The organism is Mesorhizobium sp. M8A.F.Ca.ET.057.01.1.1 (genome assembly GCF_003952565.1).
GTDB lineage: Bacteria > Pseudomonadota > Alphaproteobacteria > Rhizobiales > Rhizobiaceae > Mesorhizobium.
Genome location: NZ_CP034454.1, coordinates 4,077,406 through 4,092,511, shown reverse-complemented (window position 1 = coordinate 4,092,511; position 15,106 = coordinate 4,077,406). Strand labels below are relative to the sequence as shown.

Genomic DNA, 15,106 nt, shown 5'->3' with positions numbered 1-15,106 from the left:
TGGATTTGGCGCGGGCGCCGTGTCCCACGCAATGAAGCCGAACTCGCGGATTTGAAAGTCAAAAAAATCCGCAAAGCCGCAGCGTGGGAGAATAATATTGCGCGACGCCGCTCGCCGGGATGCTGCGAGCGGCTCGCGCTTTGCCATCAGCGTCAGTGTGTTGGGGCCGTCTGCCAACTCTTCCGGGCGGCCAGACAGAATCAGGCGGCGGCCGCTGCGAGCCCGCGCATGAGATCGGCTTTCAGGTCGTCGACATCCTCGAGGCCGATCTGCAGGCGGATCAACGGACCTTCATAAGGGCCTTTCGCAACGACCCGGTCACCAAGCAAGACCGGCACCGCCAGGCTCTCATAGCCGCCCCAGGAATAGCCGAGCCCGAAGATGCGCAGCGCGTCGAGGAAAGCGTACTGCTCCTGTTGGCCACCGCCGGCCAGCACGATGGAAAAGATGCCGCTCGAACCGCAGAAGTCGCGCTTCCACAGATCGTGGTCCGGATGGCTGGGAAGGGCAGGATGGAGCACCCGCGCCACGCCCGCCTGGCCTTCGAGCCAGGACGCGATGGCAAGCGCGCTGCGCTGATGATGGTCGAGCCGCACGCCCATCGTGCGCAGGCCGCGCAGCACCTGATAAACATCGTCGGGTCCCGCACAGCAGCCAAGCGTGCAAAAGCTCTCGTAGAGCTGCTTCCAGCAGGCCTCATTGGCCGAGACCGTGCCGAGCAGCACGTCGGAATGGCCGGCCGGATACTTCGTCGCCGCGTGGATCGAGATGTCGACACCGTGGTCGAGCGGCCGGAAATAGAGTGGTGTCGCCCAGGTGTTGTCCATCATGACGATGGCGCCGGCCGCATGCGCCGCCTTGGCGATCGCCGGGATATCCTGCACCTCAAATGTGTTGGAGGCCGGCGATTCGGTGAACACCACTTTGGTATTCGGCTTGATCAACGCCGCGATGCCGGCGCCGATATGGGGAGCATAATACTCGACCTCGACGCCCAACCGCTTCAGCATCGTGTCGGCGAAGTTTCTCGTGGGGTGATAGATGGAATCGATGATCAGCAGATGGTCGCCCGCCGATACGAAGGCGAGCAGCGGGATGGTCACCGCCGCCAGGCCCGATGGCACCACGATCGTGCCGGCGGACCCTTCGAGCGCATCGATCGCCTGTGCAAGGGCATCGGTCGTCGGTGTGCCGCGGGTGCCGTAAGTGTATTTCTGGTTGCGTGCGGCCATCGCGGCGGCATTGGGGAACAGCACGGTCGAGGCGTGCACCACCGGCGGGTTGACGAAGCCGAAATAGTCGTGCGGGTTGTTGCCTGAATGGGCAAGCCGGGTGTTGATGCCCATCTTGCCGGAACCCTGCTCGCTGCCGTCTTTCGCCATTCTTGGTCGCCCTGTCTGATGAGGCGCTAGCCATAGTGCGGCGTCGTGGGCCGTGCAACAGCCCACTGTCCGCCAGGAATGGACTTCGAATATGCCAATTCCTGGGTCCGGAAAACAGCCGGGGGGGTTGATCCTGAATCGGACCAACCAGGTGCGAACGTGCCTTGCCGGAAGCTCGGTCGTCGGCCGGTCGACCTATTGTAGCCGGCTGTGAAAGATATATAGTCAAGTTCTAATATTAATCGCCGGATTGCTTCGATCAGATGCTGCCGGATGGTTTTGCCGGCTACCTCTCCTGGTCCCCGATCCGGGTATCGCGCCCACCGAGCGCGGCAAAGGGAGGAATGCCATGCCTGACGTCAAATGGACGATGAAGGCGCGCGAATTCATCAACTGCAATTGTGCCTATGGCTGCCCGTGCCAGTTCAACGCCATGCCGACATACGGATTCTGCCAGGCGGTCGCCGGCATGGAGATCGAGACCGGCCATCACGGCGACACCAAGCTGGACGGGTTGCGGTTCGTCGGCATTTTCAGCTGGCCAGGCGCGATTCACCAGGGCAGGGGCGAGGCCGCGGTGGTTATCGACGAGAGGGCCAGCGAAGCCCAGCGTGAAGCTCTGCTTCGCATACTGGGCGGCCAGGACACCGAGCCGGGCGCAACGATATTCCAGGTCTTTTCGACCACGCTGGAGAAATTCCACGATCCGATCTTCGCCGCGATCGATTTCAAGGTCGACGTCGACGCGCGAACCGGCCGGCTGCATGTCAAGGGCGTCACCGACGGCCATGGCGAGCCGATCAAGAACCCGGTCACCGGTGCCGAGCACAGGGCGCGCATCGACCTGCCGCACGGCTTCGAATACGCGATGGCCGAGATCGGCCGTGGCTGGACCAAGGCGACGGGCCCGATCAAGTTCGAGGTGGCCGACACGCACAGCCATTTCGCCAATCTGCATCTCACGCAGAGTGGCGTCGTGCATTTGACCTGATCCAATGGGCGACACGGCTCTCGAGGCTGTGCTGCGGCGCGACCGCGCGGTCGTGATGACCGCGCTCGCCGTGATTGCCGTGCTCGCCTGGACCTATGTTCTTTGGCTCGCCAGCGACATGGCCATGCCTGGTGTCCCCGTCTCGGACGGCACGGCAGGCGGCATGGCCGGGATGGACATGTCGACCACGGATATGGGCGGCATGGATATGGGTGGCATGGATATGGGCGCCGCCGTAGCGCCGGGTTTCAGGGCCTGGGCATCGGTCGATTTCGTCTTCATCTTCACCATGTGGGCTGTGATGATGGTCGGCATGATGACGCCTTCGGTCGCGCCGATGTTGCTGCTCTATGCAGGCGTCGGCCGCAAGGCACTGGTCGACGGCCAGCCTATCGCTTCGACGGCATGGTTTTTTGCCGGCTATCTCATCGTCTGGGTGGTGTTCAGCATCGCGGCCACCGGTGCGCAATGGCTGCTCGCCCGTTTCGCCTTGCTTGATCCGGCAATGGCTACCAACAGTACGATCCTCGGTGGCCTCGTCCTGATCGCCGCCGGCCTCTATCAATGGACGCCGGTCAAGGGCGTCTGCCTGCGCCAATGCCAGGCGCCGATCGCGTTCCTGGCCAGCCATGGCGGGTTCCGCACCACCGCGCCCGGCGCGCTTCGGCTCGGCATAGGTCACGGCGCCTATTGTCTCGGCTGCTGCTGGGCGCTGATGGCCCTGCTGTTCGTCGGCGGTGTCATGAACGTCCTGTGGATCGCCGGCATCGCCATCCTTGTTCTGCTGGAGAAGATGGTCCCGGCCGGGCAATTGATCCCGCGCATCTCCGGCGCATTGATGGTTGCGATCGGCGTCTGGCTCGTCTTTCCCGCGCTTTGAGACTGCGCACCGGCTTTGTCGACAAGCAATATTTGACCGGCAATGACGGTAATCGTCGGCCGGGAGTATTCCGCAACGTCAATGCATTTCGTGCTGGAGGCAGTAACACTGAGGTATTGCCCGGAATGGAATTTACGGAATCGGCTCACATCTGCGGCAAATGAGCTTTGCCGATTCAATTCGCGCTTGTGACTAAATCGCGGGCGCGTTTGGCCGCAATTCAGGCATTTCGGACAATCGATTTTCAAACCCGTTGCAATTCGGTCATTTTCCTTGACCTCACGAGAATTATCGCCTTCGATGCTGTCCGTGAATGGGAGGCGGCGCGTCGATTTGCGACGCGGGGTTCCGGGAATGGGCCGGGATGGGAGCTGCGTTCACGCGGGAAAAAAGATCAGGGTTTGCCTGAAAAACAGAGAAAAGGGTCTGTGGGTCATGAAACATATTGCTATCGGCATTCTTGGCGCCGCCACGCTCGGACTGATGGCGTCGGCCGCGTCGGCCGGCACGCTCGACACCGTCAAGGCGAAGGGCTTCATCCAGTGCGGCGTCTCGACCGGTCTGGCCGGCTTCTCCGCGCCGGACGACAAGGGCGACTGGCAGGGCATCGACGCCGATTTCTGCCGCGCGGTTGCCGCCGCCGTCTTCGGTGATGGCACCAAGGTCAAGTTCACGCCGCTCAGTGCCAAGGAGCGTTTCACCGCGCTGCAGTCCGGCGAGGTCGACATCCTGTCGCGCAACACCACCTGGACGATCAACCGCGACACCGCGCTTGGCCTGAATTTCGTCGGCACGACCTACTATGACGGCCAGGGCTTCATGATCAACGCCAAGAAGCTGCCGGGCGTCAATTCGGCGCTGCAGCTTTCGGGCGCCGCCGTCTGCGTGCAGAGCGGCACCACCACCGAGCTCAACCTCGCCGACTACTTCAAGGCGAACAAGATGGAGTACAATCCGGTCGTCTTCGAGAAGCTGGAAGAGGTCAACGCCGCCTATGATGCCGGCCGCTGCGACGTCTACACCACCGACCAGTCGGGCCTTTACGGCATCCGCCTGACGCTGGGCGCGCCGGCCGATCACGTCGTCCTGCCAGAGATCATCTCGAAGGAGCCGCTCGGACCTGCAGTTCGCCAGGGCGACGATCAGTGGTACCACATCGTCAAATGGACCTATTTCGCGCTGCTCGACGCCGAGGAGCTCGGCATCACCAAGGCCAATGTCGACGAGATGAAGAACTCCGCCAGCCCGGAGATCAAGCGCGTGCTCGGCCAGGAGGCCGACACCAAGATCGGCACCGATCTCGGCGTCTCAAACGACTGGGTCGTCAACATCGTCAAGGCGACCGGCAATTACGGCGAAATGTTCGACCGCAATGTCGGTTCGGGCAGCCCGCTGAAGATCGCCCGCGGCATCAATGCGCTGTGGACCAAGGGCGGCCTGCAATACGCTCCACCGATCCGCTGATCGAAATGTGATCCGGAAGGCAGGCACCTGCCTTCCGGTTTCTCTTTCACAGGGGACGTGACATGGCATCGCAGGAAATCCTACGCGAGGAGCCGAGCCGCGGCTCCTTCGTCAATGACCCGAGAATACGCAGCCTCTTCTTCCAGACGCTGGTCGTCGTCTTGTTGTTCGGCTCCATCTGGTGGATCGTGCAGAACGTCATCGACAATCTGCAGCGCCTGCATATCGCCTCGGGCTTCGGCTTCCTCAAGGGGCGCGCCGGCTTCGACATATCGGACACGCCGATCGCCTACACGTCGGACTCGACCTATGGACGCGCCATCGTCGTCGGCCTCATCAACACCATCATCGTTGCCGTCGCCGGCATCGTCACCGCCACCATCCTCGGCTTCGTCGTCGGTATCGGCCGGCTGTCTCACAATTGGCTCATCCGCAAGATCTGCACGGTCTATGTGGAGATCTTCCGCAACATCCCGCCATTGCTGGTCATTTTCTTCTGGTATTCCGGCGTGCTCGCGGTGCTGCCGGCGCCGCGCGACTCCTACCATCTTCCGTTCGGCTCTTTTCTCAACCAGCGCGGCTTCTATTTCCCGCGCCCCGTCTGGGGCGACGGCTCCTGGCTGATCCTGGTCGCCCTTGTCGTGGGCATCGCGATGTCGTGGTTCGTGGCCCGTACGGCGCGCCAGCGGCAGATGACGACCGGCCAGCAATTTCCCGTGTTTTGGACCGCGGTGGCGCTTATCGTCGGCCTGCCGCTGCTCGCCTATGCGCTGAGCGGCTTTCCGCTGAGCTTCGATTTGCCGAAGCAGTCGACCTTCAACCTGACTGGCGGCTTCCAGGTCAAGCCGGAGTTCCTCTCGCTCTATCTGGCGCTGTCCTGCTACACAGCGGCTTTCATCGCCGAGATCGTGCGCGCTGGTATCAGGGGGTCAACAAGGGACAGACCGAGGCGGCCGGAGCCCTTGGGTTGCGTTCCGGCCCGATTCTGCGGCTGGTCGTGGTGCCGCAAGCGATGCGTATCGTCATCCCGCCGTTGACCAGCCAGTATCTCAACCTGACCAAGAATTCGTCGCTTGCGATCGCGATCGGCTATCCGGACCTGACGGCTACCGCCGGTACGGTTCTCAATCAGACGGGTCAGGCGGTCGAGGGCGTGCTGATCATGATGATTGCCTATCTCATACTGAGCCTGGTGACCTCGGCGGTCATGAATGTGGTCAACGCCAGGATGGCGCTGGTGGAGAGGTAAGGCCATGCAGGAACACGATATGTCCTGGGTGCGCACCGAAATGGCGCTGGCTCAGCCGGCTCCGCCCAGCGAGCGCGGCCTATACGCATGGGTGCGTAAGAACCTGGTCGGTTCGGTGGGCGACACCATTCTCACCATCCTTGGCATCCTCATCGTCGCCTGGATCCTGCCGCAGGTTCTCAACTGGGCCTTCATCCACGCCCAGTGGACCGGGCCGGACCGCACCGTCTGCGCCACCGTGGCGCAAGGCGGCATCCAGCCGGACGGCTGGAGCGGTGCCTGCTGGGCCTTCGTCAACGCCAAGTTCGGCCAGTTCATGTTCGGCACCTACCCGATCGAGGAGCGTTGGCGGCCGATCCTGGTCGCCATCCTGTTCGTGGCGCTGCTGGTGCCGATGCTGATTCCGCGCGTGCCGCGCAAGGGACTGAACGCCATCCTCCTGTTCCTGGTGCTGCCGATCATTGCCTTCTTCTTGCTGATCGGCGGGGTGTTCGGCTTGCCACGTGTCGAGACCGCGCGTTGGGGCGGGCTGCTGGTGACGCTTTCGCTGTCTTTCGTCGGCATCGCCGTGTCATTGCCGCTCGGCACGGTGCTGGCGCTCGGACGCCGCTCCAAGATGCCGATCATCAAGATGCTGTCCGTTGTCTTCATCGAGACGGTGCGCGGCATTCCGCTGATCACGGTGCTGTTCTTCGTCAGCGTCATGCTGCCGTTGTTCCTGCCGGAAGGCGTCACCTTCGACAAGTTCCTGAGGGCACTGATCGGCGTGTCGCTGTTTGCCGCCGCCTACATGGCCGAAGTCGTGCGCGGCGGCCTGCAGGCGATCCCGAAGGGACAGTATGAAGGCGCCGATTCGCTCGGCCTCGGCTACTGGCAGAAGATGGGCCTGATCGTGCTGCCGCAGGCGCTGAAGCTGGTTATTCCCGGCATCGTCAACACCTTCATCGGCATGTTCAAGGACACCAGCCTGGTCCTGATCATCTCGATGTTCGACCTGCTCGGCGTGGTCAAGCAGAACTTCTCCGACGCCAATTGGGCGACACCGCAGACCGCGAAATCCGGTCTCGTGTTCGCCGCGTTCGTGTTCTGGCTGTTCTGCTTCGGCATGTCGCGCTATTCAATGTACACGGAACGCCGACTCGATACCGGCTACAAACGATAAAAAGGGGAACCTGCCATGGCCACCGAAAACGCCGTCAGCGCGGAAGAGATCAAGGTCAACGCCGCCAAGATGCATATCTCGACCACCGATGTCGCCATCGACATCATTGCCATGCACAAATGGTATGGCGAGTTCCATGTGCTGAAGGACATCAATCTGAAGGTGATGCGCGGCGAGCGCATCGTCATTTGCGGACCGTCCGGCTCCGGCAAGTCGACCATGATCCGCTGCATCAACCGGCTGGAGGAGCACCAGAAAGGCAAGATCATCGTCGACGGCAAGGAACTCACCAATGATCTCAAGAAGATCGACGAGGTGCGCCGCGAGGTCGGCATGGTGTTCCAGCACTTCAACCTGTTTCCGCATCTGACCATCCTGGAGAACTGCACGCTGGCGCCGATCTGGGTGCGCAAGACGCCGAAGAAGCAGGCCGAGGAGATCGCCATGCATTTCCTCAAGCGTGTGAAGATTCCCGAGCAGGCCAATAAATATCCGGGCCAGCTTTCCGGCGGCCAGCAGCAGCGCGTGGCGATCGCACGCTCGCTGTGCATGAACCCGCGCATCATGCTGTTCGACGAGCCGACCTCGGCGCTCGACCCTGAAATGATCAAGGAAGTGCTGGAGACCATGGTGGGGCTGGCCGAAGAGGGCATGACCATGCTGTGCGTCACGCATGAAATGGGCTTTGCCCGCAAGGTCGCCAACCGGGTCATCTTCATGGACCAGGGCCAGATCGTCGAGCAGAACACGCCGGCCGAGTTCTTCGACCACCCCCGCCATGAGCGCACGAAGCTGTTCCTGTCGCAGATCCTGCATTAGGCCTTTGACAAAGACCAAACAGCCCGGCTGAAACAGTGCCGGGCTTTTTTGTGTATGGACGGGCAGGAGGCTGGCGGTTTGCGCCGCGCCGGGTGCGTCTGCAAGGCCGCCATTGATGAAAAAGCTCGGACGTTTTCTTGGCCTGCTGTTGATCCTTGTCGCGCTCGCCGTGACGCTGGGCGCTCTCGTGCCGCGGCCGCTGTGGCCGTCGGCTGCCGCCAATCCCGCCGCCGCGCATCATATCCTGGTGCTGAGCAATCCGATCCACACCGACATCGCCATCCCTATCGACGACAGGGTGCGCCAGCGTTTCCATTTCCTCGCCGATGGCGGCATGCCGGCCGATAGTCGCGAGGTCCGCTACATTGTCTTTGGCTGGGGCGGCCGCGCCTTCTACCTGGAGACGCCGACATGGTCCGAGTTGAAGCTGGTGCCGGTGATGAAGGCCCTGACCCTCGACGCGTCGGTCATGCATGTCGATGTCGCCGGCGCCATCGTCGAACCGCATCCGGATGTTGTCGGCTTCGACATCGGCGAGGAGCGTTTCGCGGCGCTGCTCGATTTCATCGATGCGAGTTTCCAGCGGGGGCCGAAAGGCCCGCTTCTTGTTCCGGACGCTGCCTATTCCAGCTTCGACCGCTTCTATGAAGCCAACGGCCATTTCAACGCGCTGGTCGGCTGCAACACCTGGACCGCGGCCGCCCTGCGTACCGCCGGCCTACGCACCGGCTGGTGGAACCCGCTGCCGGCTTCGCTCGGCCTGTCGATACGGTTGTATGATTGATGGCTGGCCGCCCAAAATTCCTAGGCAGGAAATCATGAATCTGCAAACTATACTTCACGATGACAACGTCACAGTTGTTGGTGTCATATGCGATTTTTCTAAAATATGAATGACGTTCATCTTCATGCGGTGTTAAATATTATCCTGAATTGTGCAGGACTGCCGCTGCCACAAGAGGGTGTATGTCATTTTTCGTTGAGCTAATACGATACTTCTTCAGTGGAGTGGTATTCTATATCAAGCCGCGCATCACTGTTCGCGACACAATGGATCGCGACCTCTCGTGGCCTCAAATTTCCGGCGTCATATTGGTGTTGGCGCTGGCACAGATTTACGTCGGCTATTTTAGCGTATCCGGCCCTGTTCGGATATTTCAGATATCGAAATTTTTTATTTCATATCAATTGGCTACGACAATTATGGTTATTTTTGTCGCCTCTTGTGTCATCGCTGCTCTGTCCGGCATGAAGGCAGAAAAGTCGAATTTCAAAAATGTTCTTCAGGGAGTTACTTTGAAATTACCGATAATATTGGCGATGATCGCTTTCATATCTATATTGAAGTATTTATTTATCGGGTTTATCTACATATTGCCGAGTAAAATGGGGGAGGTGGTCGCATGGACGGTCCTTGGAGCAATGTTTCAGGCGAATGAATTGGTAAGGAATTTGGATAGAGCGCTAAGCCCTTATGGAATTTGGAAATTTTCGTCCGTGGCGGTTCTTGTCCAGCTCGTTATCGTGTCAAAATATGCTCTGAAGAGTAACATTTACATGGCAATCGCTACCGCCGTGGCTGCGGCCATCTCCTGCGCTGCGGTCGCGGCTCTGGTTTTCTTTCTGCTGTATCACAGCCTGTATTTGAAGCCGGTCGTGGGCACTTTGTTTTCATAAGCCTGCGCAAGTCCCTTTGCGACTACGGCTGTCACGTGCCTCTAGGGTACGTCGCGTGGTCGGCTGGGGATGCCTGCAAGCCTACCGTCCTGGCGCGGCATGCCAGCCATAAAGCCAGTCGAGATCGGCGGCGAGCCTGTCAGACGAGCGCATCTTCAGGAATAGGTTGCGGGCAATCGCCACTGGACCTGAGGCATGCCAGGCGAGCCGGTTGACAGCGCCGCGTCGGGCGACCTGCACGACACGCGGTCGCCGCGACTGCTCCCAAACTGCAAGGGCGGCCAAGGGGTCGGCGGGGAAGTCGGCAACGGCATCCGCGAGCATCGCCGCATCCTCGACCGCCATGGCGGCACCTTGCGCCGCGAACGGCGTCATCGCATGCGCAGCATCGCCGATCAGCGCTATGCCACCGGTCGTCCAAGGCTGTTTGCTCTCGACCGTATGGATCGGCCACGCCGTCCACGGGCCGGCTTCCTCGATCAGACGGGCGAGTGCTGCCGCTGTACCGCGCATGGCACCGGTCAAGATCCTAGTGTCGGCGTTCCCGGACCAGCCCTCGGCAATGCGTTCGCCCTTGGTGAAGGCGACAAGATTGAAGGCCGCACCTTTGCTGACGGGATAGGCGACCATATGGAAGCCGGGATGCAGGAAGGTGGTGACGCAATTGGTTGCGCCGATCGCGGCAAAGGCTTGTCCGGCAGCGCTGTCGGCAGGAACAGTGGCACGCCAGGCCAGCTCGCCCGAAAAGCGACTTCTCGGCGATGCCACCCCCTTGGTTGTGTCGACAAGCGCGCGCACGGATGACCAGACGCCATCGGCGCCGACCAGCAGGGAGCCCTCGGTCTCGATTGTCTTGCCTTCCATCTCGGCAGTCGCGGTAATGCCACGACCGCCTTTGACAACGCTGCCGATGCGCGCACCGGTGGTCACGAGAATGTTCGGCATCTCGGCGACGCGCGCCGTCAGCGCGTTCTGCAGGTCAGCCCTGTGGGCGACGAGATAGGGCGCCTGCCAGCGGGCTTCGGCGGCTTGTCCGAGCGGCACGCGCGCCAGTTCGCGCAGCGTCGCGGCGTCCTTCAGCACCACCGCCTCGGGCCTCACCGCTGCCGGCAGCAGCCGGTCGAGCACGCCGAGTGGGCGCAGGATGCGTGTCGCGTTGGGAGAAAGCTGGAGGCCGGCGCCCGCCGCTTCCAGGCGCCGCGCCTGTTCGAACACTTGCACGGGGTAGCCGCGTTCGGCGAACGCAAGTGCCGCGGTCAGCCCGGCAATGCCGGCCCCGGCGATGACGATCTGCCGGGAGCGCGCGTCGTCCATCGGGTCTGTCGCGAGAGAGTCAGGCGGCCTGGTCGATGTAGAGGCAGCCCGCCGGCAGGGTTTCCGTCGCCTTCAGCTTCGGCGAATAGCGGTAGAGGGTCGAGCAGTAGGGGCAGACTTTCTCATTGTCGTCGCCCATGTCGAGAAACACATGCGGATGATCGAAAGGCGGGTTGGCGCCCGTGCACATGAATTCCTTGACCCCGATGTCGATCGCCGGATGACCCGCATCGTTCTGGAAATGGGGAATGGAACCGCCTGCCATCGTCGTCTCCTTAACGCAGTCTCTTCTGCATCTGGATCATATCAAGCCTCTTTGCAAGTTCGATGAAATCAAACTGTCGCAAAAGCCTGTCAGAGAACTGTCGCAAAAGCCTGCCACAGGATAAGTTAAGCCGGTTAACCGGCCAAGGCGGGCGGAAGAGCAGGAATCATGAACGAATTGAAGCCGGTACAGAGCGAATTCAACAACGTCGCGGCAGCGAGCCCGGAAGGCAATCCGGACCGTTTCGTCAACCGCGAGTTCTCCTGGCTGCAGTTCAATCGCCGCGTTCTCGAGGAATCGCTGAACACCCATCACCCGCTGCTGGAGCGCGTCCGCTTCCTGTCGATCTCGGCCGCCAATCTCGACGAGTTCTTCATGGTGCGCGTCGCCGGCCTTGCAGGCCAGGTGCGCGAGGGCATCGTGCTGAAGAGCCCGGACGGACGCACCCCCGAACAGCAGCTCGAACAATTGCTGCGTGAAGTCGAGCGGCTGCAGGAGGACCAGCAGAAGAGCCTTTCGGCACTCACGGTTCTGCTCAACAAGGAAGGCATCGAGAGCATCACCCGCGATGCGCTGACCAAGGACGAAAAGGCCTGGCTGGAAGAGCATTTCCAAGACCAGGTGTTTCCGGTGCTCACCCCGCTGTCGATCGACCCGGCGCATCCGTTCCCGTTCATTCCCAATCTCGGCTTCTCCATGGCGTTGCAGCTTCGCCACCGCAAGAATGGCGAGGAGATGAGCGCATTGCTGCGCCTGCCGGTGGCGCTGAAGCGCTTTATCCGCCTTCCGGATCGCAGGAACCATGTCCGCTTCATTCCGCTGGAGGAGGCGGTCGGCCTTTACATCGGCAATCTGTTCCCCGGCTATGAGGTCAAGGGCTCGGGCACGTTCCGCATCATCCGCGACAGCGATATCGAGGTCGAGGAAGAATCGGAAGATCTCGTGCGGCTGTTCGAAACGGCGCTGAAGCGTCGTCGCCGCGGTTCGGTTATCCGCATCGAGTTCGACATGCTGATGCCCGGGGAATTGCGCGATTTCGTCGCCGGCGAGCTTGGCGTCTCGTCGAGCCGCATCAGCGTGCTCACCGGGCCGCTGGCGCTCAGCCAGATCTCGGAGATCGTCTCCGTTCCCCGCGACGACCTGAAGTTCACGCCCTACAACCCACGCTTTCCCGAACGCATCCGCGAGCATGGCGGCGACTGTTTTGCCGCCATCCGCGAGAAGGACATCGTCGTTCATCACCCCTACGAGTCGTTCGACGTGGTGGTGCAGTTCCTTCGCCAGGCAATGGCCGACCCCGAAGTGGTGGCGATCAAGCAGACGCTCTATCGCACCTCCAACGACAGCCCGATCGTGCGTGCGCTGGTCGACGCTGCCGAGGCTGGCAAGTCGGTGACGGCGCTGGTCGAGCTCAAGGCGCGTTTCGACGAGGAAGCCAACATTCGCTGGGCTCGCGATCTTGAACGCGCCGGCGTGCAGGTCGTGTTCGGGTTCCTCGAACTCAAGACCCATGCCAAGATGTCGCTGGTGGTGCGGCGCGAGGACGGCAAGCTGCGCAACTACGTCCATCTCGGCACCGGCAACTACCATCCGGTGACGGCGCGCATCTACACCGACCTGTCCTTCTTCACCACCGATCCGACGATTGCCCGCGACGTCGCCCAGCTGTTCAATTTCATCACCGGCTATGCCGAGCCGACCGCCGAAATGCGACTGGCGATCTCGCCGTTCACGCTGAGGAACCGCATCCTCCAGCACATTTCAGCCGAGATTGCCCATGCGTTGGAGGGACGGCCGGCGCGCATCTGGATGAAGATGAACGCGCTCGTCGACCCCATCATCATCGATGCGCTCTACGATGCCAGCCGTGCCGGTGTGGAAATCGACCTCGTCGTGCGCGGCATATGCTGTCTGCGGCCGCAGGTGCCGGGCCTGTCGGAGAACATCAGGGTCAAGTCGATCGTTGGCCGGTTCCTCGAGCACAGCCGTATCTATTGCTTCGGCAACGGCCATGGCCTTCCCTCGGACGAGGCGATTGTCTACATCTCCTCGGCCGACCTGATGCCGCGCAATCTCGACCGCCGCGTCGAGACCATGGTGCCGATCACCAATCCAACTGTGCATGAACAGATTCTGGGCCAGATCATGCTGGGCAACATCATGGACAATCAGCAAAGTTTCGACGTATTGGCTGATGGAACCTCCCGGCGCGTGGTGCTGGAGGAGGGCGAGGAACCGTTCAACGCGCAGGAATATTTCATGACCAATCCGAGCCTGTCGGGACGGGGTGACGCGCTGAAATCGCATGCGCCCAAGCGAATCGCGCAGTTCAAGCGCCGCAAGAAGAACGCCACCACCTGATGCTGTCCAATTCCCAGGGCCGGCTGCAGGACCGCCGACCGCTGTCCATCATCGACATCGGATCCAATTCGATCCGTCTTGTCGTCTATGAGGGGCTGGCGCGTTCGCCGACCGTGCTGTTCAACGAAAAGATGCTGGCCGGCATCGGCCGGGGCATCGTGTCGACAGGGAAGCTCGACCCCGAAGGGGTGGCGCGCTCGATGGAGGAGTTTCGGCGTTTCCGCGCGCTATCCGATCAGGCCGGCGCCGAACACATGTACGTGCTGGCAACCGCCGCGGCCCGCGAGGCGATCAACGGTCCCGATTTCATCCATCGCGCCGAGGATGTGCTCAAGACCGAGATCCGCGTGCTCTCCGGTCGCCAGGAAGCGCATTATTCCGCGCTTGGCGTCATCTCCGGTTTTCATCCGGCCGACGGCATTGCCGGCGACCTTGGCGGCGGCAGCCTGGAACTGATCGACATCGATGGCGAGGCGATCGGCGACGGCATCACGCTGCCGCTCGGCGGCCTGCGCCTGCAGGACATGGCGAAGAACTCGCTCGTCCAGGCGCAGAAGATCGCGCGCCAGGAATTGGCCCGAGCCAAGCTCTTGAAGGGCGGGCAGGGCAGGACTTTCTACGCCGTCGGCGGCACCTGGCGAAACCTCGCCAGGCTGCACATGGAGATGAACAACTACCCGCTCGGCGTCATGCATCACTACGAGATATCGGCCGAAAGTGCTCAAACCTTCCTCAAGCAGGTGGCCAGGGGCGAGGTCGAAAAGGTGAGGGGTATCGAGGGCGTCTCCAAGAACCGCCGCTCGCTGCTGCCATACGGCGCGCTCGTGCTGCAGGAAATCATGACGGCGATGCAGCCGTCCAGGATCGTCGTTTCGGCGCAAGGCGTGCGCGAAGGCTTTCTCTATTCGCTGCTCGACGTTGCCGAGCAGAAGGCCGATCCGCTGATCTCGGCCGCCGAGGAGCTTGCGCTTTTGCGCTCGCGTTCGGTCCACCACTCGCATGATCTGGTCGAATGGACCGGCAAGGCCTTCAAGGCTTTCGGCATCGATGAGACGGAAGACGAAGCGCGCTATCGCCATGCCGCCTGCCTGCTCGCCGATATCGGCTGGCGCGCTCATCCGGAATATCGCGGCAAGCAGTCGCTCAACATCATCGCGCATGCGTCGTTCATCGGCGTCGATCATCCCGGCCGCGCCTATCTGGCGCTGACCAACGCCTACCGTCATGACGGCATCTTCAATGAATTGGTGGCGCCCGAAATCAAGGCGCTGGCGCCGCCGCGCCTGTTGGAGCGTGCGCGCGTGCTGGCGGCGATGATGCGCGTCGTCTATCTGCTGACGGCCGCGATGCCCGGCATCATGCCGAGGCTTAAATGGGAAAGCCGCGCGAACGGCGTGCTTGCGCTGGTGCTGCCGGCTTCGCTTTCCGATCTCTATGGCGAGCGGCCGGCCGGCCGGCTGGCGCAACTGGCCCGCATCACCAATCGCCGTCTGGTGCTGGCGGTCGAGGGTGGCCAGAGCGTGTCGGTCAAATAGTCAGGTC

13 protein-coding genes and 1 pseudogene are annotated in these 15,106 nt (G+C 61.7%); 11 read left to right on the top strand and 3 right to left on the bottom strand.

The genetic code is table 11. The annotated features are described in order from the left end of the window. Positions 1 to 200: 200 nt before the first annotated feature. Positions 201 to 1,382 carry a cystathionine beta-lyase gene (locus tag EJ077_RS19515; protein WP_208695688.1) on the bottom strand — a complete coding sequence of 394 codons (1,182 nt, stop codon included), beginning with the start codon at positions 1,380 to 1,382 and terminating at the stop codon, positions 201 to 203. 349 nt (positions 1,383 to 1,731) lie between these two features. Between EJ077_RS19515 and EJ077_RS19510 the strand changes: the two genes are divergently transcribed. The 9 genes and pseudogenes from EJ077_RS19510 to EJ077_RS19475 all read left to right on the top strand — a co-directional run bounded on the left by EJ077_RS19510 (position 1,732) and on the right by EJ077_RS19475 (position 9,624). Further along, on the top strand, positions 1,732 to 2,373 hold the full coding sequence (locus EJ077_RS19510; protein WP_208695687.1) for a DUF1326 domain-containing protein: 642 nt from the start codon (positions 1,732 to 1,734) through the stop codon (positions 2,371 to 2,373). A gap of 4 nt (positions 2,374 to 2,377) precedes the next feature. After that, positions 2,378 to 3,253 (top strand): DUF2182 domain-containing protein, encoded by an 876-nt coding sequence (locus EJ077_RS19505; protein WP_208695686.1) that lies wholly within the window; start codon positions 2,378 to 2,380, stop codon positions 3,251 to 3,253. A 435-nt stretch (positions 3,254 to 3,688) separates the two neighbouring features. Continuing rightward, positions 3,689 to 4,717 carry an amino acid ABC transporter substrate-binding protein gene (locus EJ077_RS19500; protein ID WP_208695685.1) on the top strand — a complete coding sequence of 343 codons (1,029 nt, stop codon included), beginning with the start codon at positions 3,689 to 3,691 and terminating at the stop codon, positions 4,715 to 4,717. A gap of 62 nt (positions 4,718 to 4,779) precedes the next feature. Then, a pseudogene (locus tag EJ077_RS32190) lies at positions 4,780 to 5,166 on the top strand (amino acid ABC transporter permease); the annotation flags it as partial. A gap of 209 nt (positions 5,167 to 5,375) precedes the next feature. Then, the gene (locus EJ077_RS32185; protein WP_245458788.1) at positions 5,376 to 5,966 is read left to right on the top strand and encodes an ABC transporter permease subunit; all 591 of its coding nucleotides are present in this window, start codon (positions 5,376 to 5,378) and stop codon (positions 5,964 to 5,966) included. A 4-nt stretch (positions 5,967 to 5,970) separates the two neighbouring features. Then, the gene (locus tag EJ077_RS19490) at positions 5,971 to 7,128 is read left to right on the top strand and encodes an amino acid ABC transporter permease (RefSeq protein WP_208695684.1); all 1,158 of its coding nucleotides are present in this window, start codon (positions 5,971 to 5,973) and stop codon (positions 7,126 to 7,128) included. Between the two features lie 15 nt (positions 7,129 to 7,143). After that, a complete protein-coding gene (locus EJ077_RS19485) occupies positions 7,144 to 7,947 on the top strand; it encodes an amino acid ABC transporter ATP-binding protein (protein WP_010915400.1) in 804 nt (267 codons plus the stop codon). 115 nt (positions 7,948 to 8,062) lie between these two features. Then, a complete protein-coding gene (locus EJ077_RS19480) occupies positions 8,063 to 8,731 on the top strand; it encodes a TIGR02117 family protein (RefSeq protein WP_208695683.1) in 669 nt (222 codons plus the stop codon). A 182-nt stretch (positions 8,732 to 8,913) separates the two neighbouring features. Further along, on the top strand, positions 8,914 to 9,624 hold the full coding sequence (locus tag EJ077_RS19475) for a hypothetical protein (RefSeq protein WP_208695682.1): 711 nt from the start codon (positions 8,914 to 8,916) through the stop codon (positions 9,622 to 9,624). Positions 9,625 to 9,705: 81 nt separating this feature from the next. On the opposite strand, the gene EJ077_RS19470 is transcribed toward EJ077_RS19475, so the two are convergent. Then, a complete protein-coding gene (locus EJ077_RS19470; RefSeq protein WP_208695681.1) occupies positions 9,706 to 10,938 on the bottom strand; it encodes an FAD-dependent monooxygenase in 1,233 nt (410 codons plus the stop codon). 19 nt (positions 10,939 to 10,957) lie between these two features. Further along, complete coding sequence (locus EJ077_RS19465) at positions 10,958 to 11,203, bottom strand: zinc-finger domain-containing protein (protein WP_015318409.1); 246 nt, start codon at positions 11,201 to 11,203, stop codon at positions 10,958 to 10,960. A gap of 168 nt (positions 11,204 to 11,371) precedes the next feature. Here EJ077_RS19465 and EJ077_RS19460 point away from each other — a divergent pair, with 168 nt between their 5' ends. Then, entirely contained in the window at positions 11,372 to 13,564 is a 2,193-nt protein-coding gene (locus tag EJ077_RS19460) for an RNA degradosome polyphosphate kinase (RefSeq protein ID WP_208695680.1), read from the top strand. Then, entirely contained in the window at positions 13,564 to 15,099 is a 1,536-nt protein-coding gene (ppx, locus tag EJ077_RS19455; RefSeq protein ID WP_208695679.1) for an exopolyphosphatase, read from the top strand. The genes EJ077_RS19460 and ppx overlap by 1 nt, the downstream gene beginning before the upstream one ends. Positions 15,100 to 15,106 lie beyond the last annotated feature (7 nt).